Source organism: Actinoallomurus iriomotensis, from assembly GCF_030269445.1.
In the GTDB taxonomy this organism is placed as follows: Bacteria; Actinomycetota; Actinomycetes; order Streptosporangiales; family Streptosporangiaceae; genus Actinoallomurus; species Actinoallomurus iriomotensis.
This window is the reverse complement of record NZ_BSTJ01000003.1, coordinates 91,773-115,391: the sequence shown is the minus strand read 5'-3', so window position 1 is coordinate 115,391 and position 23,619 is coordinate 91,773. Positions and strand designations below refer to the sequence as shown.

The window sequence follows — 23,619 nt, the reverse complement described above, 5'->3', positions numbered from 1 at the left end:
GCGGCGGCCGTCAGTCCCGGTGCGCGCCCTGCGCGAGGACGGAGACGAACCGGTCGAGGAACAGGCCGCACGCGATGGCGAGCGGTACGGCCACGAAGACCGCGCCGCTCTGCACCGACCGCCACAGCATCGGGTCGCCGCCGCCGAGCCGCGCCGGCAGCCCGGTGCTCACCGGCATGCTCGCGTCCGACCAGATGAACGTCAGCGCGTAGGTGAACTCCCCGGCGGCCAGCGTGAAGGTGAGGACCACGACGGCCGCGATCCCCGGCAGCACCTGCGGCGCCACGACGCGGACGAACGCGCCGAAGCGGCTGTGGCCGTCGACCATCGCCTGTTCCTCGATGTCGACCGGCACGCCGCGCAGGAACGCCGCGAGCAGCCAGACCGACACCGGGACCGTCACGGTCGGGTGGACGAGGACGAGCGACCAGATCGAGTCGGCCAGCCCCAGCGTCGCCACCACCCGCGACAGAGACAGGAACAGCAGCGGTGGAGGCACGAGGTAGACCAGCAGGATCGCGAGCCCGGCCCGCCCGCCCCACGAGCGGTGCAGCCGGGACAGCGCGTACGCCGCCGGCAGCGCGAGCGCCAGCGTGACGACCACGACCAGACCGCCGACCACCAGGGTGTTCACCACGAACGTCGGGAAGCGCGTCGAGTGGAACAGCGCGCGGACGTGCTCGGTGGTCGGCCGGTGCCGCGCGCCGGGCGTACCGCGTTCGAACGCGGTCGCCAGGCCCCACAGGAACGGCGCCGCGCACACCAGCGCGGCGACCGCCGCGACGGCGTAGACCGTCACGCGGACCACGACCTGCCGCACGGCCGCCAGCCGCCGCTGGCGCAGCATCTCCCGCGCCGCCGTGCGCGCCGCCAGCCCGTTCACCGGGGTCACCGGATCGCCTCCGCCCGCCGTACGGCCCGGAGCGCCACGACCACACCGGCGAGGAACAGCGGCAGCAGGAACAGGGACGCCGCCGCCCCGGCGCCGATGTCCCCGCCCTCGACGCCGCGCAGGTACGCGAGCGTGGGCAGTACCTGGGTCGAGTCGTGCGGCCCGCCGCCGGTCAGCACCCGGACCACGGCCATGTCCACGAACGTGATGGCAGCCGTGAACACCGCGGCCACCGCGGTCACCGGAAGCGTCAGCGGCACCGTCACGCCGAAGAGACGCCGCCAGAAACCGGCCCCGTCGAGACGCGCGGCGTCCCACACACCGGACGGCACGGCGTTCAGCCCGGCGGCCACGATGACGGCGGCGAGCGGCGTCAGCCGCCAGACGTGCGCGGCCACCACCGCGACCGCCGCGGGCCCCGTACGCCCGAGCGGCGACCCGCCGCCGTGCAGCAGTGAGGCGCCGCGGAGCACCCGCTCCACGGGCGAGCCGGCCGGACCGAGCAGCCAGCGCCAGGAGATGGCCGACAGCGCGACCGGCGTCGTCCAGGGCAGCAGGACCAGCGTGCGCACGGTGCGCCGGAAGCGGAGGTCGGCGCGCAGGACGTGCGCGAGGACCGTCCCGAGGACCACGACGAGAACGACCGAGACGCAGGTCAGGGTGAGAGTGTCGAGCAGCGACCGCCAGAAGACGTCGTCGCCGAACACCGCGCGGAAGCCACGCAGCCCACCGAACCGGTACGACGGCGCGTCGCTCGTCGAGCGGGAGAACGCGAACGCCACCGTCAGCCCGAACGGCGCCACCACCAGCGCGGTCAGGTAGACGATCGTGGGCAGCAGGAACGCCCAGGCCAAGAACCCCTCGCGGTCGGTGAGGCGCGTCCGGTCGCCGGCGCGCGCCCGCGTGCCGCTCAACCGCCGATCCGTACCGGCGCGGTACGGATTCCGTACTCGGCGTCGAAGAAGCGCAGCCGGTCGCCCGGCACCGCGAACTCGTGCGTCTCGCCGGGTGCCAGCGGCGTGATGACGGTCGCGGGCAGCCGCGCGATCACACGCGTCTCCGTGCCGATCTTCGTCACCGTGCCGTAGACGTGACGGTCGCCGGACAGGTACTCGATGCGCTCGATCCGCAGCGGCATGGTGACGCGGGAGTCGTACGCGACGTTCTCCGCCGGCAGCAGATGCTCGGGCCGGAAGCCGACGAGCCGGTTGGCGCGCTGCACGAGGTTCATCGGGGGAGAGCCGACGAACGTCGCCACGAACGTGTCGGCCGGCTCGTCGTAGATGTCGCGCGGCGTGCCGACCTGGCGCAGCCGCCCGGCGTCCAGCACCGCGACCCGGTCGCCGAGGCCCATCGCCTCTTCCTGGTCGTGCGTCACGTAGATCGTCGCGGTGCCGATCTGCCGCTGGAAGCGTTTCAGCTCGTCGCGGGTGGTGGCACGCAGCTTGGCGTCCAGCCCCGACAGGGGCTCGTCGAGCAGGAAGACGGCCGGCTCTCGGACGAGGGCACGGGCCAGCGCGACCCGCTGGCGTTCACCGCCGGACAGCTGCCGGGGCCTACGGCCGAGCAGGTCCGGGATGCCGAGGAGGTCGGCCGCCCAGCGGATCTTGCGCTCGCGCAGGTGACGCGGGACGTTCTCGGCCTTCAGCGGGAACTCGATGTTGCTGTGGACGGTCTTGTGCGGATAGAGCGCGTAGGACTGGAGGACCATCGCGACCCGGCGGATCCGCGGCGGCAGCCCGTTGACGAGCTGGCCGCCGATGTACACCTCGCCCTCGGTCGGCCGCTCCAGACCCGCGATGGTGCGCAACAGCGTGGTCTTGCCGCAGCCCGAGGGGCCGAGCAGCACGAGGTACTCACCCTGGTTCGAGGACACGTCGATGCCGTCGAGCGCCCGGACCTGCCGGTCACGGCGCCCCTCGTACACCTTGACGAGACCCCGGGCCTCGACGGCCTTCGCCGCCGTGCCCGCCTCGTCGCGGCGCCTCACGGCCGGCCCGCTCGCCGGCGGTGCCGGCCACTGTGTTCGCTGCCACTGTGTTCGCCGGGCTGCTCGCCGGGCCGTTCGCTGCTCGGTGCCAACCCCCCGCCTCTCTCGGAAGTAGCGTCTCCCTCGAAGGTAGATCGGCGGCGGGCCGGCATAAAGGGGCAGTTCGGCACGGTTCGGAGCGGCCCGGAAAGTCGTTCGCCAAACCTGCTTTTCCGGTGAACGGCGGCTCACGAAGCGTGAAGCCCGAGCCCCTCATGCGGGGCTCGGGCTTCCGAAGGCGGGGGTTACTTGCCGGTGGCCTCGGTGTAGGCGTCGACGACGGCGTCGGTCTCGCCGTCCATCACCAGCGTGCCCTCGTCGATCCACAGCACCCGGTTGCACATCTCGCGGATCGAGTCGAGCTGGTGGGCGACGAGGAAGACGGCGCCGGCCTCTTCGCGCAGTTCGTCGATCTTCTTGGCGCTCTTGCGGCGGAACTTGGCGTCGCCGGTGGCCAGCGCTTCGTCGATGAGCAGCACGTCGTGGGACTTGGAGGCGGCGATGGCGAACCGCAGCCGCGAGCCCATGCCGGAGGAGTAGGCCCGCATGGGGAGCTGGATGAAGCCCTCCTTGAGCCCGGCGAACTTCACGATCTCGTCGTACTTCTGCTTGACCTGGTCGGGGGACATGCCCATCGCGAGGCAGCCGAGGACGATGTTGCGCTCGCCGGTGAGGTCGTTCATCAGGGCGGCGTTGACGCCGAGCAGCGACGGCTGGCCGGAGGTGTAGACGCCGCCGCTCTCCGGGGGCAGCAGGCCGGCGATGGCCTTGAGCAGCGTCGACTTGCCCGAGCCGTTCGTGCCGATGACGCCGATGGCGTCACCCTTGTAGGCGACGAAGGACAGCCCGCGGATCGCGTGGACCACCTTCATCGTCGGGCGGTGCTCGCGGCGGAGCACGCGGATGAAGGCGCTCGCGGCGTTGCCCTTGCCGCCGGCGCCGTACACCCGGTACTTGATGTGCAGATCGTCGACGACGACGATCGGCTCGCGGGTCTGGTCGATGGTCACCCGCGGTGCCGCGTACTCGGACACCTTGAGCTTCTCCTTGACGTCAGCCACGGCCGTACCTCTCCTCGGCGCGGAAGAAGAACCAGAACCCTACGACGAACACCACGATCGCCCAACCCAGGCCGTACCACCACAGATGGTCCGTCTGCTCGTGCAGCTTCTCGTGCACGTAGCCGCGGTAGCTGTCGAGGATGGAGAGCCGTGACAGCTCGACGTAGACGTATCCGGGGTTGGCCTCGAGGACGTGCCCGATCCACGGGTGGTGGTGGATCTTGGGCGACTTCATCAGCCCGGACAGGCTGTAGATGATGCCGGAGAAGTAGAGCCAGGTCCGCATGATGAACGGCAGCAGCTGCTGGATGTCTCGGTTGAACGCGCCGATGCGGGCGAGTACGAGGCTCATCCCGACGTTGAACAGCACCTGCATCATCAGGACCGGGATCAGCAGCAACCAGTCGAGGGTCAGCGGCTCGCCGAAGCCGAGCACGATGACGAAGAGCACGACCATCGAGACGAGGAGCTGCTGCAGCTCGATGATGGTGTACGCCAGCGGCAGGCTCGCCCGCGGGAAGTGCAGGGCGCGGATCAGCGACAGGTTGTCACCGACCGACTTGGCGCCCGTCTGCACCGACCGCTGGGTGAAGGTGAAGACGAAGACACCGCAGACCAGGAACGGGATGAACGTGTTGCGCGGCAGGCCGCGGCTGACACCGAGCAGCAGGCCGAAGATCAGGTAGTACACCGCGGCGTTGAGCAGCGGCGTGAGGACCTGCCATACCTGGCCGAGGCGCGACTCGGTGTACATCGCGATGTTCTTGGCCGAGGCGAACGCCCAGATGAAGTGGCGACGCTGCCAGACCTGGCGAATGTACGAGCCCATCGGGGGGCGGGCGGCGCTCTGCTTGAGCCCCTGCGCGGTGGCGAAGTCGGCCAGCGAGCCATGCCCGTTCATGTGAGGGGGCTCCGCGATCGCGTTGGCCGGTCCGCCACCCGAGGCTCCGAGCCGTTCCGGGTGACTCATGCGGATGAGCCTATTGCAGACAGAGCCCCGGCATCGACGTTCGGTGAGATGCATGGCGAGAATGTGATCTTCGGCGTGATCGGGAGGTAATCGGGATACCGAGCCCGGGTGTGCCGTCCGGCCCCCGACGATGCCACTGACCTTGGATAACCCCGGACATATCTTGACCGCGACGGGGGATAGAGGCTCGCATGCCCCTGTTGCAAAGAGCGGGCCGGCTCGACCAGCGCGCCTTCGACGCGGTGGCCGCGGCGCGGCTCCCCGGTTTCGAGTACGTCCTCCCTCGCCTGTCCAGAGTCGCCGACCACTCCCTGCTGTGGCTGGGTGTCGCCGGCGGACTGGCCGTGACGCGACAGCCGCGGCTGCGCCGGGCGGCGCTGCGCGGCGTGTTCGCGCTGAGCCTGACCAGCCCGATCGCCAATCTCGTCGGCAAGCAGATGTTCCGCCGCCGCCGTCCGCTGATCGAGCTGGCCGGCCTGCCGACGAGCGTGGGGCGCGGCACCGCGCTTCCCGCCGCGCGGGTGCGGTGGCGGCTGCCGACGTCCCCGTCCTTCCCCTCCGGGCACTCGGCTGCGGCCGCGGCGTTCACCGGCGCGCTGGCGATGGAGGCGCCCGCGTCCGTCGTGCTTCCCGTCGCGGCGGCCGCCGCCGGGGTGGCCTTCTCGCGGGTCTACACCGGCGCGCACTACCCGGGCGACGTCCTGGCCGGTCTGGCGCTCGGCGCGGTGGCCGCCGCGACGACCCGGCTGGTCTGGCCCACCCGTCCCGCGCCCGCCGGAGCCGTGTGGTCCATGCCGGCCGAAGCCGTCCAGGGCATCTCATCCGACGGCGCCGGCGTCGTCGTGGTGATCAACAACGACGCAGGCGGCGGCGACGTCACACGTCTGCTCCGCGCCGAGCTGCCGGAGGCGGAGATCGTCGAAGCCGGTGAGGACCTGGGCAAGACGCTCGGCGACGCCGCGGACCGGGCGACCGTGCTCGGGGTCTGCGGCGGCGACGGCACGGTCAACGCCGGGGCCGAGATCGCCGTCGAGCGCGGGCTGCCACTGCTGGTGATCCCCGGCGGCACGCTGAACCACTTCGCCCGCGCGATCGGCCTGGAGACCGCCAAGGACGCGATCGAGGCCTACCGGTCGGGCGCCGTCGTCCGGGTCGACGTGGCCTGCGCGGGGCGGCGCCCGTTCCTCAACACGGCGAGCTTCGGCGCGTACACCGAACTGGTCGACCTGCGCCGGCGCATGGAGAACCGCCTGGGCAAGTGGCCCGCGCTCGCGGTGGCCGCGGTCCGCGTCCTGCGGCACACCGAGCCGACGGAGGTGTACGTCGAGGGGCGGCGGCTGCGCGTGTGGTTCGCCTTCATCGGCAACTGCCGGTACGGCTCCTACGGCGTCGCGCCGACCTGGCGCGAGCACCTGGCCGACGGCCTGCTCGACGTACGGCTGATCGGCGCCAAACGGCATATCGGCAAGTCACGGGCTGTCGCCGCGCTGCTCATCGGGCACCTGCACCTGATGCCCGACTACAAGACCTGGCGCACCACCTCCCTGCGCCTGAGCGGCACCGACGGCTCGCTGCGCCTCGCCTGCGACGGCGAGCTCGGTGCGGCCGACGGCCCGGTGGAGATCACCAAGAAGCGCGCGGCGCTGGCCGTGTTCGGGCCGCCCCAGGTCGCCGAGCCCAGCCGGCGTCCCCTGCCCGAGCCCCCGGCCGAAGAGGACCCGCCGAGCGCTTGATCGGGAAGACTTCGCAGGTCGTCGTGGGTGAGGGTTCGCCGTGGCCCGGCTCGGGTACGGCGGCTCACAGGGGGTCGCGCGGCGACCGCCCTGTGCCAGGTGGAGCATCCGGCGCTCCGTTCCGCTGCCGTGGCCCGAAGGAGGTAGACCCGGAAACGCCAGCGCGCAGGGGCGCCTGAGAGGGACGCGAAAGGTGAGGTCTATGCACCGCGAGAGCGACAAGCAGGGTCCGGTCCGCGACGACTACCTGCACAAGGAGACCGAAAGCCTGAGCAGGAACGGCACCGGCCGCGTCCGGGAGGGCGGGCAGGAGAGCGGTGACGCGCCACCGGAGCGCCATCGGACGCCGCCGCGCGGCATGTCACCCGCGGACGTCGCGCGTCGTGCCGCGCTGACCCGGCATCTGCCGCCGACCGTGTTCCCCGCCGACCGGGCACGGCTGCTGACCCACCTGCGGTCCCACCGGGCCCCCGACTCGGTCGTCGACGCCGTCTCCGGGCTGCCCGAGGGTCAGGAGTTCCACACCCTGGGCGAGATCGTCCGGGCCATCGGGCTGCTCACCGAGCATTGAGTTCCGCTCGGACGCCCGCAGGGCCCGCCGAGACGGCCGTAGTGTGGCGTCCATGGCGCTGACCAGCGGCACGTACGCACTCGGTCCCGCGTCGGGGACCCTCCGGCTGCGCACGGGCCGGAGCGGGCTCGGCCGCCGGGCCGGCCACGATCTGACCATCGAGGTCACACGCTGGTCCGGCGAGGCGGCCATCGATCTCGATGATCCGTCCGCCTGCGCGGTGACCGCCGAGATGGATCCCGCGTCATTCGAGGTCGTCGAGGGCGGCGGCGGTGTCATGGCGCTCACCGCCGCCGACCGGATCGAGATCCTCAAGACCGTCCGCGAGAAGATCCTGAAGACGCGTGCCCACCCGGTGATCCGGTTCCGGTCCACCGAAGTATCGGGCACGCCCTCGGCGTTCACCATCGAGGGCGAGCTGACGATCATGGACGTCACCCGGCCGGTCACCGTGCACGGCCGGATCTCCGGCGAGCGGCTGACCGGGGAGGCGACCGTCGTCCAGTCGCGCTGGGGGATCAAGCCGTACTCCGCGCTGTTCGGCCAGCTCCGGCTGGCGGACGAGGTGAAAATCGAGTTCGACTCGGAGCCGGCCGGCTGAGCGCCGCGCGGGGGCCGTGGTCCCCGGTACGCCACGGGCGGGACCGACCTCGCGGATCACCGCCTCATCGGGTCGGCCGGGCGATCCCGGCAGCCGGCCGGGCCGGGCGAGGGAGGCCGCGCCGCCGGGGCCGTGCGCGGCCCGCCGTGGACGCCCGGTCAGCGCGGACGGTCGACGCGGGTCTCGTCCCACACCGGCTCGGCCGTCTCGTAGACGGTGCCGTCGCCGCCGAACACCAGGAACCGGTCGAACGACCGCGCGAACCACCGGTCGTGCGTGACCGCCAGCACGGTGCCGTCGTAGGCCTCCAGGCCCTGCTGCAGGGCCTCGGCGCTGGCCAGGTCGAGGTTGTCGGTCGGCTCGTCGAGCAGCAGCAGCGTGCAGCCGCTCATCTCCAGCAGCAGGATCTGCAACCGCGCCTGCTGCCCGCCCGACAGCGTCTCGAACGGCTGGTCGCCACAGTAGTTCAGCTCATAACGGGACAGCGCGGACATCGCCTCGTTGCGCAGCCGGGCGTGCTCGGTCATCAGGATCTCCGCCGGCGTGCGCCCCCGGAGCTCCGGCCGTGCGTGGGTCTGGGCGAACAGGCCCGGCACCACGCGCGCCCCCAGCCGGGCCACGCCCGTGTGCGCCACGTCCTCACCGGCCAGGAGCCGCAGGTAGTGGCTCTTGCCCGAGCCGTTCGAGCCGAGCACCGCGACGCGCTCGCCGTACCAGATCTCGGTGTCGAACGGCCGCATCAGGCCGGTCAGCTCCAGCGCCTCGCAGATCACGGCGCGTTTGCCGGTGCGGCCGCCGCGCAGGCGCATCTTGAGGTTCTGGTCACGCGGCGGGATCTCCGGCGGCCCCGCCTCCTCGAACCGGCGCAGCCGCGTCTGCGCCGCCTGGTATCGGGACGCCATGTCGGAGTTGTAGGCCGCCTTCTGCTTGAACATCTGCACGAGCGCCCTGAGCTTGGCGTGCTCCTCGTCCCAGCGCCGCCGCAGCTCCTCCAGCCGTTCGTTCCGCTCGCGCCGTGCCTCGGCGTAGGTGGCGAAACCGCCGCCGTGCGTCCAGACGGCTCCGGCCTCCACCGTGACGATCTGCCGCGCCGCGCGCGCGAGCAACTCGCGGTCGTGCGACACGAGCAGCACCGTCTTGCGCGTCTCGCGCAGCCGCTCCTCCAGCCAGAGCTTGCCGGGGACGTCGAGGTAGTTGTCGGGCTCGTCGAGCAGCAGCACCTCGTCGGCGCCGCGGAACAGCGCCTCCAGCACGAGGCGCTTCTGCTCACCGCCCGACAGGGTCTTCACGTCGCGGTAGCGGGTGCGGTCGTACGGCGCGCCGAGCGCGGCGACGCAGCAGGCGTCCCAGAGCACCTCGGCGTCGTATCCGCCCGCGTCGCCCCAGTCGGTGAGGGCCTTGGCGTAGCGCAGCTGGGTGGGCTCGTCGTCGCGCTCCATCATGGCCAGCTCGGCCCGCTCCAGCGCGGCCGCCGCGTCGCGCACCCGCTGCGGCGCGGTGGACACGAGCAGGTCATGGACCGTCGACTCGTCGCGGATGTTGCCGATGAACTGGCGCATCACGCCCAGGCCGCCGCTGCGCACGACCGAGCCGCTCTGCGGCTCCAGGTCGCCCGCCACGAGGCGGAGCAGGGTCGTCTTGCCGGCGCCGTTGGGCCCGACCAGCGCCGCCACCGACCCGTCGCCGACCCGGAACGAGGCGTCGGAGAGGAGCACCCGCCCGTCCGGAAGCGTGTGGTCGAGATGCGCGACTTCGACGTGGCCCACGCCCGCCAAGTCTGGGCCATCAGCCGGAGACGCCCAAACGATTTTCCGCCTCGGCCCGCCGCGGTCAGGTCGTGGGGCGTCCGGCCCGCCGGTCGAGGAGGGCGCCCGTGGCGGAGAACGACCCGGCCACCTCCGGCAGCCGCGGCAAGGCGGGTGAGGGCGGCGCCGCCGATCCGGCGGCCGTCCACACGGCCCGGCCCGGGAGCGTCTTCGGGGACCCCGGCGATCAGGCCGTACCCACCGGCGGCGCGGGCACGAAGAACAGCACCAGGACCACCCGAACGACCACGCCACCGACGCCCGGCCCGGCGGCGCGCCCCAGCACGACACGGGCCACCGGCGGTCCCGCCACGCCGGGCCCGGCTCTCCGTCTCAGGACAGGCGGGTGATCAGCGATCACGATGTCGGCCACGCTGCACGGGTCGCGCGGCGACCACCCGATCAGGCAGGACATCGCGGCCGACACCGGCCAGGCCGGTCGTGGCGCGGCCCGGCCCGTCGGGTGGGCGGGCAGGACGAACGGGAGCCCCGGGAACGCCACCAACCGCGGCATGCCCGAGCGGCCCGCCGTCCCGGACGGCCGCGACCGTGGTCGCGGCCGGCGCCCGGGCGGTCGTCACGACCTGGTCGAGAGCAGGCTGTTCCAGCGGGACGGCGGCCAGATGATCACGAAGGCGCGGCCGATCACGTTGCCCGCCGGGACCGTGCCGTCGTGCCCGTCGTCGAGGTGGAATCGGGAGTCCGCGGAGTCCGAGCGGTGGTCGCCCATGACCCAGAGCCGCCCGGGCGGGACCGTGATCGGCCCGAACTGCCGATGATCGTCCTGGTAGACGTACGGCTCGTCCAGCGGGTGCCCGTCGACGAGCACCCGGCCCTGCGCGTCACAGCACCGTACGGTCTGGCCGCCCACGGCGATCACCCGCTTGACCAGGTCCTTCTCATTCGGCTGTGGGACGCCGAACGCCGCGCCGACCCAGTTGACCGCGCGGCGGACCGGGTTCGTCGGCTTGGCGACGCGGGTCTCCGGCTCCCAGGCGGGCGGGGCGCGGAACACCACGATGTCGCCGGGCTTGGGGTCGCCCACGCGATAGCTGATCTTCTCCACGAGGATCCGGTCGCCGGTGCAGCCCGCGCAGCCGTGGAGGGTGCGCTCCATCGACTCGGACGGGATGAAGAACGCCTGCACCAGGAACGTCTTGATCAGCAGCGACAGCACGAGTGCTACGCCGATGAGGATGGGCAGTTCGCGGAGAAAGGACCGGTTGCGCTTCCGGGGCTCCTTCTCCGCCGAGGACTCGGCCTCGGGCGTGGGCTCGTCTGGCACGTTCTGTACGCTAGACCGCCCGCCTGTGTGAGGGACATAAGGGGGCTCGCCTGAGCCGGTCGTCCACATGGGGTGCCGTGGGCCGGTACGCTCGGCAGCGTGAGTCGGGAAGGTGTAACTCCTCAGTCTGAAGACTTCTCCGCCTGGTACAACGAACTCGTCATCCAGGCCGAGCTCGTCGACCGCGGCCCCGTGCGCGGCACCATGGTCATCCGGCCGTACGGCTACCGGATGTGGGAGCTGCTGCAGGCCGACCTCGACGGGCGCATCAAAGAGGCCGGGCACGGCAATGCCTGCTTCCCGATGTTCATCCCGGAGTCCTACTTCAAACGCGAGGCCGAGCACGTCGAGGGCTTCTCGCCCGAGCTGGCCGTCGTGACCGTCGCCGGTGGCAAGGAGCTGGAGGAGCCGCTGGTCGTGCGGCCCACCTCCGAGACCGTCATCGGCGAGTACATGGCCAAGTGGATCGAGTCGCACCGCGACCTGCCGCTGCTGCTCAACCAGTGGGCCAACGTCGTGCGGTGGGAGCTGCGCCCGCGCATGTTCCTGCGCACGACCGAGTTCCTCTGGCAGGAGGGCCACACCGCGCACGCCGACGAAGAGGACGCGATGCGCGAGACCATGTGGGCCCTCGGCGCGTACGCCGGCCTGGCGCGCGAGCTGGCGGCGATCCCGGTGATCGAGGGCGAGAAGACCCCGAGCGAGCGGTTCGCCGGTGCGGAGCGCACCTACACGATCGAGGGCATGATGCGCGACGGCCGGGCCCTGCAGTCCGGCACGTCCCACTACCTCGGCACCAACTTCGCCAAGGTCTTCGACATCACCTACCAGGACGAGGACGGCAAGCTCGTTCACGCCCACACGACCTCCTGGGGCATGTCCACGCGCATGCTCGGCGGCGTGATCATGACGCACGGCGACGACAAGGGCCTCGTGCTGCCCCCGCGGATCGCGCCGTACCAGGTGGTGATCGTGCCGATCGGCCGCGACGAGGCCGCCGAGCGCACCGCCGCGGCAGCCCGTGACCTGGCCGGTGAGCTCAAGCGGGCCGGGGTGCGGGTGCACGTCGACGACCGGTCGCAGCTGCGTCCGGGCTACAAGTTCAACGAGTGGGAGCTGCGCGGCGTCCCGGTGCGGCTCGAGATCGGCCCGCGCGACCTCGACGGCGGGGTGGTGACGCTGGCTCGCCGCCTCGGCGACCAGGGCAAGGAGCAGATCCCGCTCGACCGCGCCGCGGAGTTGATGCCCGGCATCCTGGACGACTTCCAGGCCTTCCTCTACACCCGCGCGGAGCGGTTCCGCGACGAGCACACCGCCGACGTCGAGAGCTGGGACGCCTTCCCGGACCAGGTCTCCCAGGGCTGGGCGCGCGTGTTCCACTGCGGCCGCACCGACTGTGAGGACGCCATCAAGGCCGACACGGCGGCGACGCCGCGCGTCATCCCGAGCGACGCACCCGAGGAGCACGGCGTCTGCTTCCGCTGCGGCGAGCCGTCCGCGTACGGCAAGCGGATCCTGTACGCCCGCTCGTACTGAGCTCGCCTACGCCTGAGCCGTACGCGCCGGTGCCGTAACGGCGAACGGAAAGACCCGGGAGCGGTCGCTCCCGGGTCTTCTCTGTGCCGGGCGTCAGCTCGCGACGGCCAGCTCCAGTTCCTCCTCCTCGTGCACGTCCTGCTCGGGCTCGGCGGCCGGGAGCACGGACTCATAGGCCTTGAGGGTCTCGTTGGCGACCCGCTCCCAGGAGTAGCGGGCCCGTACCCGGTCGGCGCCGCCGATCCCCAGGGCGGTCAGGTGGGTGCGCTCGGCGAGCAGGTTGCGGATGCGCTGGGCCAGCTCGGCCGGCCGGCCGGGCCGCGCGTAGACGCCGGTCACGTCGTCGATCACCGTGTCGAGGTGGCCGCCGACGGGAGTGACGACCACCGGCGTGCCGCAGGCCATCGACTCGACCGGCACCCGGCCGAAGGACTGGTACGAGGGCAGGCTGACCGTCAGGTCCGCCGACCGCAGCAGGCCGGGAACGTCGTCGGGGTCGACCCGGCCGAGGAAGGTGACCCGCTCGTCCACGCCGGCCTCCTTCGCCGCGATCCGCAGCCGGTGGATGCCGGGGTCGCCGTCGAGCTCGTCGGGAGCCGGCCCGCCGGCCACGACCAGCTCGGCGTCGGGTATGCGGGAGAGCGCCTTGATGGCGGTGGTCACGCCGTCCTCGGCGAACCGCCGCGACAGCATGACGATGCGCGGGTTCTCGCTGCGGGGGAGAAGGGTGCGGCCCTGCGGCGTGAAACGCTCGCTGTCGACGCCGGACGGCACGCAGGCGATGCGCTTGCGCGTGACGCCGAGGCGGGTGAGCTCGTCGCACTCGGTCTCGGTGGTCGCGACCAGCGCGTCGACGCTGCGGCTGATGGCCCGCTCCACGCGCAGGCGGGCCGGGGAGACCTCGCCCCCTCGCCGGAGGGAGGCCAGGCCGTGGAAGCTCTGGACGATGGGGATGTCGAGGCCGTCGGCGGCGGACATCGCGACGAGGCCGCTCAGCCAGTGGTGCGCGTGGATGACGTCGGGACGGCCCGCGACCAGGCGCTTGGCCAGCTTGTCGGCGAACTCCCGGATATGGGGGAGGACCTCCTGCTCCGACATCGGCAGAGCGTTGCCGGCGGAGATGAACTCCACGTTCACCCGCGGCGCGAGGCGGACCCGCTCACCGGAACCGAGGCCGTCGCGGCGCGTGTAGATGGTGACCCGATGTCCCTGGCGGCCGAGCTCGCGCGCCAGCTCGGCGACGTGGACGCGAACGCCTTCGTGCGACGAGGCTTCCGTGGCGACGGGGTTCGTGTGAACGGAGACCATGACTATGTTCATCGGGCTGACTCCTGAATATCCCTGGGGAGGGGGTTCGTCTGGGTGGCCGTGGGCGACGGGCCTCGTCCGGCCGGACGAGGCAGGGCGTCGCGACGACCGAGGGGGGAGAGATATGAGCGCCGGCTCTCACGACCGGAGAAGAGCGTGAGCGTGCGCCCCGCCGCCGGACGTACGTCCGTGTCGGCGATCAAGGAGGAGAACGCGTGCGTCAGCCTCGCGCTGGCGAAAAGGCTTGAAGTACGCATGCACACCCTCCGGAAGTCGAGGGCGGATATACCGCCCTCCCGTGGTGTGCCTGCGTCTTAGGCACGGTTACTTGCTATGTCACTTTACCTGCCGGGCACCGGTCTAAACACGATCACCCGGATCTTGTTGAAAAAAGATCACCGAGCCCGGCTCAGCCGGTCACCCGGAGCGCGAGCATCGACACGTCATCGCGCAGGTCACCGCCGGAGAAGTCCAGCAGGGCGCTCTCCACGGCCAGCACGACATCGGCGACGGGCTGCTCGCCGTGGGCGGCGAGGATCTCGATGAGCCGCTCGTGCCCGAACCGGGTCTGCGCCGGGTCCGACACCTCGGGCACGCCGTCGGAGTAGAGGAACAGCGTGTCGCCGGGCTCCAGGTCGAGCTGCTCGACGCCGACCCCGAAGTCGTCCTCGAACAGGCCCAGCGGGAAACCGCCGCCGCTCGTCGTGCGGATGACGCCGTCGCGGCGGATCAGGATCGCCGGCGGGTGCCCGGCACTGGCCACCGTCATCGCCATGCCGTGGTCGCGCGGCTCGAGGTAGGCCATCACGGCGGTGACGAAGCGCTCGTCGTCGATGAGCGCGTCGTTCATCATCGACAGGACCTCGGTCGGCTTGGGATTCCAGCGGGAGAGCAGCCGGATGCCGTTCTTGGCGGTGGCCGTCACCGCCGCGGCGTCCTCGCCCTTGCCGCACACGTCGCCGAGGACCATGCCCCAGCCCGAGCCCGTGGGGAACACCTCATAGAAGTCGCCGCCGAAGCCGGTGTCGCGGGTCGCCGGATGGTGGCGGCCCGCCACCTCCGCCCCCGGCACGGATGGCAGCTCACGCGGCAGCAGACCGGCGCGCAGCCGCTCGGCGACCACCGCACGGCGGCGGTAGCGCCGCCCCGCCCGGATGACCAGGGCGAGGTTGCGGGCGAGCCGCTCGACCAGGCCGAGGTCCATCAGGTCGAACGGGCCCTGCTCGCCGGAGACGGCGAGCGTCAGGGTGCCGTGGCACCGCTCGCCGTCGTCCAGCGGCACGCAGATCAGCGACGACGCCTGGATCAGCCCGCACACCGGAGGCCCGGTCGGGCTCATGCCGAGGACGCCCAGATCGTCGAGGTGCGCCTGGAGCACGGATCGGCCCGAGACGTGCACGGTGGCCGGCAGGGTGTCCGGGGCCGGGTCGAGGTCCTCCAGCGTCCGGGCGACCTCGGCGCTGCGCTCGTCGTCCGGGCCGATCACCACCTGCCGCAGAAGCCGCTCGTCGCGTTCGAGGTCGATGAGGACCCAGTCGGCCAGCTCGGCGGCCAGCAGCCGCGCGCAGCGGCGTACGGCCACGGACTCGGTGAAGGAGTCGTCGTCCAGGAGCATGCCGGTGGCCGTGGACAGCACGTCCATGCGGTGGACGACCGTGGCCACGGCGTCGTGAGTGGCGGTGGCCTGCTGCGGCAGATCCTGGGCGGCCGGCTCGCGCGTCGCGGGGGCGGTGGCCGCGACCACCAGCGGGTCCGGCTCGCCGGTCACCCAGACGCGGGCGAACGTCACGTCCACCTCGACCGGGCCGTGCCCCGACAGGAGCCGCACCCGTGAGCGCTTCCGGCGGCCCGAGTGGAACACTCCGGCGATGTGCGAGCCGACCGTGGCCCGCGTCGCCAGGTCGCAGAACGTCGGGAACGGCTTGCCGGTGAGGTAACCGGCCGAGGAGCCGAGCAGCGCCCCGGCCTGGCGGTTGACGCGGCGTACGGTGCCGTCGCGCTCGAGCAGGAAGAGGGGCACCGGCGCGTCCTGGAAGACGGTGCGCAACAGCCGGCGCTCACCGTCGGCCACCTCGTTCTTCGCCTGGGTGGAGGTCTGGTCGGCCCCCACCGTCCGCAACGCCGTCACGGCGCGTTCGAGGTCGGTCAGGGCGGCGTCGAGCAGCGCGGCCCGGTCGGCGTCCGGCAGCAACGCCGCACTGCTCAGCTCTCCGGCCCGGCCCTCCAGAGCGGCGATCTCGGCGCGGAGCGCCTCAGGACGAAGAGACTCGGGTGGTCGCTGGTCGGGAATGCTGCCCTCCGGCTGGCGGGTCGGTCGGATCGGTCGGGGTCGGTCGGCTGTGCGTAACTCTAACCCGCCTCCGAAAGCGGACGAATCTCTGACTGGAACCTGTCTCGAAGACGGCGGAGTCCTGGGACTAGTGGTGCCCGGAGGTCTCCGTGCGGCTGCCGGAGACGATCCGTTGGGCGATCGCGGTCAACTTGACGTGCCGGGTCTGGGAGATGCGCTTGAGCTCGGCGAACGCGGTGTCCGCGTCACAGCCCATCGCATGCATCAGCACGCCCTTGGCCTGGTCGACGATGGACCGCGCCTCGACCGCCTGGCGCAGCTGGGTGGCGGTGCGGTGCGCGTCCTCGTACAGGCGGGTGTTCGACACCGCGGCGCCGCCCTGGGCGGCGAGCAGCGCGCCCAGGCTGAGCTCCCGTCGGTCGAGCGCCCCGGGCACCACGCCGTACATGGTGAGGGTGACGATCACCGGGCCGGTGCGGTAGACGGTGTCGGCGAAGCATCGGACGCCGCGCTGCAACGCGAGCGGCGTGTACTCCGGCCAGCGGGTCTCGGCGAGTGTGTCGCCGCAGAAGATCGGTGTCTCGCTGCGGGCCGCGTCGTAGATGGGCCCGGCCCCGCGGACGCACTGGATCTCGCTGAGGTACGCCAGGTGGGGATGGGTGCCGGCCTGGTCGAGCGGCTCGGATGCCTCGCCCGTGCTCCAGCGTACGGCGGTGGCTCCGGCGCATCCGTGGACGGCACGGGTGGCCAGCTCGGTGATGCGCCGCAGTGCCACGGTCGCGGACGCCTCCTGCACGAGGCCGAGCCGGGCGACCTGGGTCGCCAGCTCGCTGCTGATCTGCGTTTCGAACGCCACGGATTCACGGTAGCCGCTGTACGGCGTCGAACGTCCGCGCCCGGGCGATCCCGCGGGCCGGCCGGTGTCAGTGGGTGAGCGTGGGGGACGCGCTCCGGCGGGCGTGCTCGGAGATCTCGTTCCGGCCGGTGTCCTGTTCTCGTTCTCGGTCGGAGGCCTCGTCTCGGTCGGAGGTCAGATCCCCGACCGAGACGACGCCCACCGGCCGGCCGTCCTCGACGACGGGAAGCCGCCGGACGGCGCGGTCGCGCATGAGCCGCAGCGCGACCTCGGCGGCCTCGTCCGGGCTGACCGTCACGATGCCCGCGCTGCAGACGTCGGCGAGGCGTGTGGCGGTCAGGTCCCGTCCTTCGGCCACCGCGCGCACGACGATGTCGCGATCGGTCAGCAGGCCGCAGAGCATGCCGTCCTGGGTGACGAGGACGTCGCCGACGTTCTCGTCGCGCATCAGTCGTGCCGCCTCGGTAAGCGGAGCGTCCAGAGGAAGGGTGACGGGTCTTGGCGTCATGACCTCATGCACTCGCCAGTGCACCGGCCGGTGAACCTTCGACGCCATGACCGACTCCTCTCGTCCGTCAAGCGCCCGCTTACCCAAGCGTGCGGTACTTATTCGAACTTCTCACCGGGCCCGGCTCAGAAGTCGAAGACCGAACCCGTCTTGTCGCGCATCACGCAGGTGTTCGGGAATTTCTTGGTGTACCGAACGGCCTGGCCATGCCACTGGCCCTGTGCGGTGACCGTGACGGGCGAGTAGATCATGAAGCACGCCCGCGGGTTGGCGTTGGCGGGCATCTGCGCCAGGTCGCCACCGGCCCGGGCGACGTCGGCGCAGGCCTGGGCGGCCTTCGGGTGCGTGCCGCCCGTCGGGTAGCACTGCAGCGTGACGGTGCGCTCGGGCGTGTTCCCGGCGGTGGTGTGCAGCACCAGGCGCGAGCCCTGCGCCGCCGGCTTGCCGCTGAAGAACGCGACCGGCATGGACTTCGGAGCGCGTGCCCGGCCGAGCTGGCGGCCTGCCGTCTGGTTGGTGCTCTGGTCGGAGACCGGGCCCTGCGGGCGGGTCGCGCCGCCGGGCTGCGCCGGAGCGGCCGGAGCGGCGCCGGCGGGCGCCGAGCCCTGCTTCGGCGCGTTGTCGGCCGGGGCGTTGGCCTGGCCGGCGGAGTCCTGCAGTTCGTCGGCCTCCTTGACCGCCGCGGCGGCCTCCGGCGGGAGCGCCGGGTCGTCGGCGTCGGCGAACGAGCTGTCCGGGCCGGTGCCCGGCCGCGAAGAGGTCGGCCTGTTGCGGACGGGCCGGGCCGGCCGGCCGCGTGAGCCGGTGGCGTTGTGGGTGCGGCCGGTGCCGTGCTCTGGCGCGGCGTTCTGCGGAGCGGCGTCGGACGGGCCGCCGCCGTCGTCCGCGTCGACCTTCACGTCGTTGTCCGGCCGGCCGTGCGTCTCGCCCTCGGACACGGGCCGGTTGTGCGAGGTGCGTCCGTGGCCGTGCGCCCGCACCTTGGAATGGCCACTCGCCGCGGGCGGAGGCGCCGGCTTGGAATAGGCGTGGACCGCACTTACCGGAAGCATGGCCGGAATGGCCGCGGCTATGGAAGTAGCCAATATTCGTCGCATGTCGGTTTTTCCCCCCGAAAAAGACCGCCTGTTTCGGCGGCTCCTCAGTCGCATACTGTAGCGCATCGATCTCTCACGGTAATCATGATGGGGTGCCGTTTGTGGAGGCCAGAGGGGGCTTACGCCGATAGGATCGGGAGCAATCCGTGTTGTCAGCCTGCTGCGCGCCGAGGGGAAGACGTTGTCCGAGCCTGACTGGCAGGCCACCGCGCTTGCCGAGCTCGGTATGCCGTTGTCCGGGCTGGTGACTCCCGATTCCGGCCGGTCATCCGCGCCCACGGACGGCCACCCGGCATCGCCCCCGGAAAGCCCGCGCGAAACACCCGCCCAGTCCCCGCCGACCCGGGAAAACGCCCCTCATAAGGACGATGACCGGCCGGTCGCCGCGCCCGTCGCGATGCCCTCGGACGAGCCGGGACCGCAGCCGCCACCCGCCATGCCCGCGCCGGATCCCGGAGGCGCGGCCCGTACGGACGAGGGCCGACCGGTCCCGGCGCCGTCCGCGACGCGATGGGACGAGCCGGGACCCTCGCCCGCGCCGGACCAGGGCGCCGCCTCTCAGGACGCCGCCACTCACGACGGAGGGCGACCGGTCCCGGCGGCCCCGCAGACCGTGTGGGACGAGCCGAGACCGCGCCCGCAGGCGGAGCCGCCCGCGGCCACGCCCGCCGAGCAGCGCCCCGCCTGGAGCCCGCCCACGTGGGAGCAGCCGCCGGAGCCGCAGAAGAGCCCGCGCGACGAGCCGTCGATGAACGGCTGGCCCGACCAGGCACTCGAGCAGCAGGAGGACGCCGGTCCCAACCAGGCGTCCGCCTGGGAACTGGCGTCGCAGACCCACTGGGGCCTGGTCGCCAAGACGCCCTGGGGCACCGAGCCGCCGCCGGAGGACCAGGCGCAGCAGCCGCCCCAGGCGTGGGACCGGTCCGACGCGGAGGCCTGGCGGCGCGACCCCGGGCCGCCGGGCTCGGCGCCTCCGCAGCCCGCCGCGCCTCCGCAGCCCGGCAGGCCGGTGCCGCAGGATCTCGTACGCCGGTCGGTGCACGGCGACCCGCTGATGCGGCGCATGTCCCGCGGCGTGCGCCGGGCGATGGGCACCGCCGCCGCCGACGAGATACGCCGGACCGCGGATGCGGCGCAGATCCTGAGCCGTCCGGTGTCCTCCTGCCGGCACATCGCGGTGACGAGCATCCGCGGCGGCGCGGGCAAGACCACCATCGCGGGGCTCACCGGCACGGCGCTCGCGCAGTACCGCAAGGACCGCGTGCTCGCCGTCGACGCCGACTCCGGCCTCGGCTCCCTGCCGCTGCGCCTCGGCCTCCGGATCGAGCGGTCGCTGCACGACCTGGCCGAGTCCGGGCCGCGGAGCTTCGAGGAGACGGCGTCCTTCCTCGGGCGCACGGCCGACGGGCTCTGGGTGCTGTCGGGGACCGCGGACGGGCAGATCACCCACGAACTCGACCTGGCCAAGTTCAAGACCGTCGCGAGCGCGATGAGCCGCTACTTCGCGGCCCTGGTGATCGACTGCGGCGCCGGGCTGCTGCCGGAGCTGCAACGCGGCATCCTCGCCGACGCGCACGCGCAGGTGATGGTGACGCCCGGCACGGTCGACGGGGCGCTCAGCGCGCGCGGCGCCCTCGAGTGGCAGGCCCGCAACGGCTACCAGCACCTGCTGACCCGCACCGTGATCGCGTTCGTCACGCACACGCCCCACGTCGACGCCGACCTGACCAGGGCCGGGCAGCTCCTCAGCGGCGGCGGAATGCCGGTCGTGCACATGCCGTACGACCGGCACCTCGCGACCGGAACGGCGGTAGAGTCCGCCCGGATCGGCCAGGAGACGAGGGCCGCGGCGATACGCATCGCACTCGAGGCCTTCGGCCGGGCCCTCGATGTCTGACCCCGACCGGAGAAAAGGAGGTTCGCGGCCTTGACCAGCGACATCATCGCGTTGGTGCGGAACGAGCCCGACATTCCCACGGTCGTGGAGGGCATGATCGCCTTCGGTGAGGCGCTGCGGATGGTCGAGGCCGGCCCGGGCGCCCGCCATCTCTACGATCCCGAGGGACGGCTCCTCGTCTCGATCGAGGCGCCGGAGCTGGTGCGCGTGCCCGGTGAGGTGGAGCGCCTGCTCGGTACGCAGCCGGCGGAGAGGGTACGGCTGCCGGCCTGGTGGGTGGAGGTACGCGCCGCCGCCGGGATGCCGGAGGCCCGGCGCATCGCGCGCAGGTTCGCCCAGGACATCGTGCACTGGCAGGGCGGCATCGTCTGGCCCGCGGAGGAGACCCGGTGACCCACCCGGCCGTCGACGCTCTGACCCCGAAGGCGATGGTGGTGCTCCAGGAGCGGCCGGTCGTGCCGTTCACCACCTGGCTCGCCGAGGGGCTCCGGCTGTGCAGCGAGACCGGGCGTGGCCTGCAGGTCGTGACGCCGCCCGAGTCGCGGATCACGATGCCGCTGCGGCTCGTGCTGACCGGGCCGAACAGCCGCTGGGTCGTCCGCGCCGACGGCGGCCACTATGACGGGCTCACGGGCGTACCCCTGCTGTGGGACGGCGAGGCCTTCGTCGTCGACCCGCAGGCGCGGGCGTACGCGCCGACCTACACGACGCCTCCGGCCGCGCCGGTCGGCGCCCAGCTGACGCTGACCTTCCGCGTACGGCACCCGGAGGGCGGCGCGATCGGCGGCGCGGCGGAGCAGCTGTGCCGGTCGCTCACGGGGGAGACGCCCGGCGGATGGGGCACCTCCGAGCCCGCGACGGCGGTGTGGCGGCTCGAGGACCTGGGCGAGATGTTCAGCTCACGCGTCTCCGCCGCGATCTGGCTGACCGTGGTGGGCGGGGGCGGCGGTCGCCCCGCGGTCGGCACGATGTTGCTGTCGCAGGTGGACGACGCGGCCGAGGAGGCGGTCACGCTGGTGATCGGCTACACCGATCCCCGCGAGGCGCCGGTCGGGTCGCTGTCGACGGTCATCGGCGCGCTCGCCGCGGAGTTCCCCCTGGTCTCGTGCTTCGTCCAGCTCAGCCCGGGACTGACCGATCTCACCACCGGGCCGCGCTGGGTCGGACCGGCGGCGCCGATCGGCCTGGCCGTGAGCGGCACCGCGCCGGGACCGCCCGGTGTGCCCGGGCAGCGGATCGGCGACACGGCGATGTGGTACCCCCTGGGCGACGGACGGCAGCAGGAGGGCTGGCAGCGCTACGAGCAGCTCACCGGCTATCTCCGGGTCCAGGCCTCCTGAGGGCCCAGCGGGTCACGCGGCGCGTACGACGCTCACGCGAGGGGCGTACGCCTGGAGCTGCTCGCGGAGCTGGCGGCGGCCCCGGTGCAGTCGCGACATCACCGTGCCGATGGGCGTGCCCATCATCGTGGCGATCTCCTTGTACGGGTAGCCCTCGATGTCGGCCAGGTAGACGGCCGTACGGAACTCGGGGGCGAGCGCGCGCAGCGCCTTGACCACGTCGGAGTCGGGCAGCCGGTCGAGCGCCTCGTGCTCGGCCGAGCGCAGCCCGGTCGAGGTGTGCGACTCGGCGCGGGCGAGCTGCCAGTCCTCGATCTCCTCGGTGCCGGCGCGCTGGGGTTCGCGCTGCTTCTTGCGGTAGGTGTTGATGAAGTTGTTGGTGAGGATCCGATGCATCCAGGCCTTGAGGTTCGTGCCCTCCTCGAACTGGTGGAAGTTCACGTAGGCCTTGGCGAGGGTCTCCTGCACGAGGTCCTCGGCGTCAGTGGGGTTGCGCGTCATACGCACCGCGCTGGCGTACAGCGGGTCGATGAGCGGCCTGACGTCGCGTTCGTAGCGCTCGTCGTGCTGGCGGCCCGCTGCGGGTGCCGCTGTGGTCATACTCGCTCCGTAGGGTGCTGAGCTGGGCGAGCCTTCGCCCTGCGGTTGTCAGGAACCGGAGCCGGGCCGGGGGCACGGATGGAGGTACGGACTCCGGGCACAGAGCAGGACCCTGTGCGGCTGTCGGCTTCATCGCCCAAGGGAAAAACGGGACATGGCCGCCGACCAGAGGCCCGAGGGAGCGGGCCGCGCTGGAGGGCGCCGGGGCAGTGTTACGCCCGATCCGCGGCGTTTGCCACGAGCAATGATTCTAACGCGGACATGCCATCCGTGAAAAGTGGTTTTGGTCACGGTCTGTGCTGGTCCGGACGTTTCCGCGTTCCGGCGCTTCCACCCCAAATCGTACGTGACCTGGAACAACATGGGAAGACCGGACGTGGAGCTGAGAAACCTGAGGCGTCGGAACGACCACTCCGGGTAGGCGGAGCGGACCGTTACCGGGGGCGGGCGCGGCGGGCGTGGTGGCCGGCCATGACGGTGTGGGCGACCTGGCGGGCGTACTCCGCCGGATCGGCGGGCAGACCCGCGACCTCGGTCATGGCCTCGGGCGGCGTCAGGAGCCGCAGCAAGGCGTACTGCTGACACGCGCCGATCAGGAGGGCGGCGAGGTACGGCGGACGGGCCCAGGTGGCCAGGCGTCCCCCGTCGCGTTCGGCCTCCAGGTAGGCGATCACCGCGGCGTGGCTGAGAACCGGGCCCGGGGGAGAACCGTCGGGCGACTCCGGCGCGCGGTCGCGCGACCGGGCGCACAGGTCACGGTCGCCCAGGACCGCGCCGGTGATCGGCAACACGTCGGTGAAGAAGGCGATCTGGGCCTCGGCGAGTTCGGCGAGGTTGTCCTCCACCGAGTTCTGGCCGACCCGCTCGAACAGGCGGGTGAGGGCGTCGCGGATGCCGCCGGCCACCTCGGCCATGGACGCCGCGACGAGCTCCGTCTTGTCGGCGAAGTGGTTGTAGATGCTGCCCTCGGCCACCCCGGCGACGCGAGCGATCTCCTTGGTCGTGGTGTTCGCGACCCCGCGCTCTCGCATGACGGAGACGGCCGCCGCGAGGATGCGGATGCGCATCGAGCCGGACATGCGACCTCCACCTCGATCTTCGTCTCGAACGCTACCAGGGCCCGCCGCGCCGGTGAGCGCGCACTCAGCCGGGAGGCGGACGGGGCTGCTGGGACCCGCTGGCCTGGCCGGTCCCATGACGTTGGGGCGAAAACCGAGGCGAATATGCCGCGCGGTCTGTA

The 23,619-nt window shown here is 72.2% G+C and carries 22 protein-coding genes; 7 read left to right on the top strand and 15 right to left on the bottom strand.

The window, feature by feature from the left end:
• Nucleotides 1-10 precede the first annotated feature (10 nt).
• The 5 genes from QSK37_RS13535 to QSK37_RS13515 all read right to left on the bottom strand — a co-directional run bounded on the left by QSK37_RS13535 (nucleotide 11) and on the right by QSK37_RS13515 (nucleotide 4,952).
• Nucleotides 11-892: a carbohydrate ABC transporter permease gene (locus QSK37_RS13535; RefSeq protein ID WP_285620261.1), complete on the bottom strand. Its 882-nt coding sequence runs from the start codon at nucleotides 890-892 to the stop codon at nucleotides 11-13.
• Entirely contained in the window at nucleotides 889-1,806 is a 918-nt protein-coding gene (locus QSK37_RS13530) for a carbohydrate ABC transporter permease (RefSeq protein WP_285620260.1), read from the bottom strand. The genes QSK37_RS13535 and QSK37_RS13530 overlap by 4 nt, the downstream gene beginning before the upstream one ends.
• Nucleotides 1,803-2,882, bottom strand: coding sequence for an ABC transporter ATP-binding protein (locus QSK37_RS13525; protein WP_285620259.1), 1,080 nt, complete (start codon nucleotides 2,880-2,882; stop codon nucleotides 1,803-1,805). The genes QSK37_RS13530 and QSK37_RS13525 overlap by 4 nt, the downstream gene beginning before the upstream one ends.
• Before the next feature lie 284 nt (nucleotides 2,883-3,166).
• Nucleotides 3,167-3,982, bottom strand: coding sequence for an ABC transporter ATP-binding protein (locus QSK37_RS13520; protein WP_432705563.1), 816 nt, complete (start codon nucleotides 3,980-3,982; stop codon nucleotides 3,167-3,169).
• Nucleotides 3,975-4,952 carry an ABC transporter permease gene (locus QSK37_RS13515; RefSeq protein ID WP_285620257.1) on the bottom strand — a complete coding sequence of 326 codons (978 nt, stop codon included), beginning with the start codon at nucleotides 4,950-4,952 and terminating at the stop codon, nucleotides 3,975-3,977. The genes QSK37_RS13520 and QSK37_RS13515 overlap by 8 nt, the downstream gene beginning before the upstream one ends.
• 191 nt (nucleotides 4,953-5,143) lie before the next feature.
• On the opposite strand from QSK37_RS13515, the gene QSK37_RS13510 reads away from it, so the two are divergent.
• The 3 genes from QSK37_RS13510 (at nucleotide 5,144) to QSK37_RS13500 (ending at nucleotide 7,857) form a co-directional block, all read left to right on the top strand.
• The gene (locus QSK37_RS13510) at nucleotides 5,144-6,685 is read left to right on the top strand and encodes a bifunctional phosphatase PAP2/diacylglycerol kinase family protein (RefSeq protein ID WP_285620255.1); all 1,542 of its coding nucleotides are present in this window, start codon (nucleotides 5,144-5,146) and stop codon (nucleotides 6,683-6,685) included.
• Between the two features lie 202 nt (nucleotides 6,686-6,887).
• Nucleotides 6,888-7,256, top strand: a complete 369-nt coding sequence (locus QSK37_RS13505) for a DUF2795 domain-containing protein (RefSeq protein WP_285620253.1) — start codon at nucleotides 6,888-6,890, stop codon at nucleotides 7,254-7,256.
• Nucleotides 7,257-7,308: 52 nt separating this feature from the next.
• The gene (locus tag QSK37_RS13500; protein ID WP_285620252.1) at nucleotides 7,309-7,857 is read left to right on the top strand and encodes a YceI family protein; all 549 of its coding nucleotides are present in this window, start codon (nucleotides 7,309-7,311) and stop codon (nucleotides 7,855-7,857) included.
• Nucleotides 7,858-8,015: 158 nt separating this feature from the next.
• On the opposite strand, the gene QSK37_RS13495 is transcribed toward QSK37_RS13500, so the two are convergent.
• The 3 genes from QSK37_RS13495 to lepB form a co-directional block, all read right to left on the bottom strand.
• Entirely contained in the window at nucleotides 8,016-9,623 is a 1,608-nt protein-coding gene (locus tag QSK37_RS13495; RefSeq protein ID WP_285620251.1) for an ABC-F family ATP-binding cassette domain-containing protein, read from the bottom strand.
• 226 nt (nucleotides 9,624-9,849) lie between these two features.
• Nucleotides 9,850-10,176: a hypothetical protein gene (locus QSK37_RS13490; protein ID WP_285620249.1), complete on the bottom strand. Its 327-nt coding sequence runs from the start codon at nucleotides 10,174-10,176 to the stop codon at nucleotides 9,850-9,852.
• Between the two features lie 63 nt (nucleotides 10,177-10,239).
• Complete coding sequence (lepB, locus tag QSK37_RS13485; RefSeq protein ID WP_285568629.1) at nucleotides 10,240-10,947, bottom strand: signal peptidase I; 708 nt, start codon at nucleotides 10,945-10,947, stop codon at nucleotides 10,240-10,242.
• A 99-nt stretch (nucleotides 10,948-11,046) separates the two neighbouring features.
• Between lepB and proS the strand changes: the two genes are divergently transcribed.
• The gene (gene proS / locus QSK37_RS13480; RefSeq protein WP_285620247.1) at nucleotides 11,047-12,483 is read left to right on the top strand and encodes a proline--tRNA ligase; all 1,437 of its coding nucleotides are present in this window, start codon (nucleotides 11,047-11,049) and stop codon (nucleotides 12,481-12,483) included.
• 93 nt (nucleotides 12,484-12,576) lie between these two features.
• On the opposite strand, the gene QSK37_RS13475 is transcribed toward proS, so the two are convergent.
• From QSK37_RS13475 to QSK37_RS13455, 5 genes are all read right to left on the bottom strand, one after another.
• Entirely contained in the window at nucleotides 12,577-13,803 is a 1,227-nt protein-coding gene (locus QSK37_RS13475) for a glycosyltransferase (RefSeq protein WP_285620245.1), read from the bottom strand.
• A gap of 397 nt (nucleotides 13,804-14,200) precedes the next feature.
• Nucleotides 14,201-15,982 carry a SpoIIE family protein phosphatase gene (locus QSK37_RS13470; protein WP_285620243.1) on the bottom strand — a complete coding sequence of 594 codons (1,782 nt, stop codon included), beginning with the start codon at nucleotides 15,980-15,982 and terminating at the stop codon, nucleotides 14,201-14,203.
• Nucleotides 15,983-16,208: 226 nt separating this feature from the next.
• Nucleotides 16,209-16,937, bottom strand: coding sequence for an ANTAR domain-containing protein (locus tag QSK37_RS13465; protein ID WP_285620242.1), 729 nt, complete (start codon nucleotides 16,935-16,937; stop codon nucleotides 16,209-16,211).
• A 67-nt stretch (nucleotides 16,938-17,004) separates the two neighbouring features.
• Nucleotides 17,005-17,493 carry a CBS domain-containing protein gene (locus QSK37_RS13460; RefSeq protein ID WP_285620241.1) on the bottom strand — a complete coding sequence of 163 codons (489 nt, stop codon included), beginning with the start codon at nucleotides 17,491-17,493 and terminating at the stop codon, nucleotides 17,005-17,007.
• 77 nt (nucleotides 17,494-17,570) lie between these two features.
• Complete coding sequence (locus QSK37_RS13455; protein WP_285620239.1) at nucleotides 17,571-18,383, bottom strand: SSI family serine proteinase inhibitor; 813 nt, start codon at nucleotides 18,381-18,383, stop codon at nucleotides 17,571-17,573.
• A 595-nt stretch (nucleotides 18,384-18,978) separates the two neighbouring features.
• Between QSK37_RS13455 and QSK37_RS13450 the strand changes: the two genes are divergently transcribed.
• The 3 genes from QSK37_RS13450 to QSK37_RS13440 are packed head-to-tail and all read left to right on the top strand — an operon-like array spanning nucleotide 18,979 to nucleotide 21,779.
• Nucleotides 18,979-20,439, top strand: a complete 1,461-nt coding sequence (locus tag QSK37_RS13450; RefSeq protein WP_285620238.1) for a nucleotide-binding protein — start codon at nucleotides 18,979-18,981, stop codon at nucleotides 20,437-20,439.
• A 30-nt stretch (nucleotides 20,440-20,469) separates the two neighbouring features.
• Nucleotides 20,470-20,832: a hypothetical protein gene (locus QSK37_RS13445; RefSeq protein ID WP_285620236.1), complete on the top strand. Its 363-nt coding sequence runs from the start codon at nucleotides 20,470-20,472 to the stop codon at nucleotides 20,830-20,832.
• On the top strand, nucleotides 20,829-21,779 hold the full coding sequence (locus QSK37_RS13440; RefSeq protein WP_285620234.1) for a DUF6177 family protein: 951 nt from the start codon (nucleotides 20,829-20,831) through the stop codon (nucleotides 21,777-21,779). The genes QSK37_RS13445 and QSK37_RS13440 overlap by 4 nt, the downstream gene beginning before the upstream one ends.
• Nucleotides 21,780-21,791: 12 nt before the next feature.
• On the opposite strand, the gene QSK37_RS13435 is transcribed toward QSK37_RS13440, so the two are convergent.
• Together QSK37_RS13435 and QSK37_RS13430 are read right to left on the bottom strand one after the other, a co-directional pair.
• The gene (locus tag QSK37_RS13435; protein ID WP_285568642.1) at nucleotides 21,792-22,379 is read right to left on the bottom strand and encodes a sigma-70 family RNA polymerase sigma factor; all 588 of its coding nucleotides are present in this window, start codon (nucleotides 22,377-22,379) and stop codon (nucleotides 21,792-21,794) included.
• A gap of 434 nt (nucleotides 22,380-22,813) precedes the next feature.
• Nucleotides 22,814-23,458 carry a TetR/AcrR family transcriptional regulator gene (locus tag QSK37_RS13430; RefSeq protein ID WP_285620232.1) on the bottom strand — a complete coding sequence of 215 codons (645 nt, stop codon included), beginning with the start codon at nucleotides 23,456-23,458 and terminating at the stop codon, nucleotides 22,814-22,816.
• Nucleotides 23,459-23,619 lie beyond the last annotated feature (161 nt).

Bases quoted from the DNA above. Each gene is read 5' to 3' on its own strand.
- QSK37_RS13515 (WP_285620257.1), bottom strand. From the start codon at position 4,952: ATGAGTCACCCGGAACGGCTCGGAGCCTCGGGTGGCGGACCGGCCAAC.
- QSK37_RS13510 (WP_285620255.1), top strand. From the start codon at position 5,144: ATGCCCCTGTTGCAAAGAGCGGGCCGGCTCGACCAGCGCGCCTTCGAC.
- QSK37_RS13505 (WP_285620253.1), top strand. From the start codon at position 6,888: ATGCACCGCGAGAGCGACAAGCAGGGTCCGGTCCGCGACGACTACCTG.
- QSK37_RS13500 (WP_285620252.1), top strand. From the start codon at position 7,309: ATGGCGCTGACCAGCGGCACGTACGCACTCGGTCCCGCGTCGGGGACC.
- QSK37_RS13490 (WP_285620249.1), bottom strand. From the start codon at position 10,176: ATGCCGCGGTTGGTGGCGTTCCCGGGGCTCCCGTTCGTCCTGCCCGCC.
- QSK37_RS13475 (WP_285620245.1), bottom strand. From the start codon at position 13,803: ATGAACATAGTCATGGTCTCCGTTCACACGAACCCCGTCGCCACGGAA.
- QSK37_RS13460 (WP_285620241.1), bottom strand. From the start codon at position 17,493: ATGGCGTCGAAGGTTCACCGGCCGGTGCACTGGCGAGTGCATGAGGTC.
- QSK37_RS13450 (WP_285620238.1), top strand. From the start codon at position 18,979: ATGCCCGCGCCGGATCCCGGAGGCGCGGCCCGTACGGACGAGGGCCGA.
- QSK37_RS13435 (WP_285568642.1), bottom strand. From the start codon at position 22,379: ATGACCACAGCGGCACCCGCAGCGGGCCGCCAGCACGACGAGCGCTAC.
- QSK37_RS13430 (WP_285620232.1), bottom strand. From the start codon at position 23,458: ATGTCCGGCTCGATGCGCATCCGCATCCTCGCGGCGGCCGTCTCCGTC.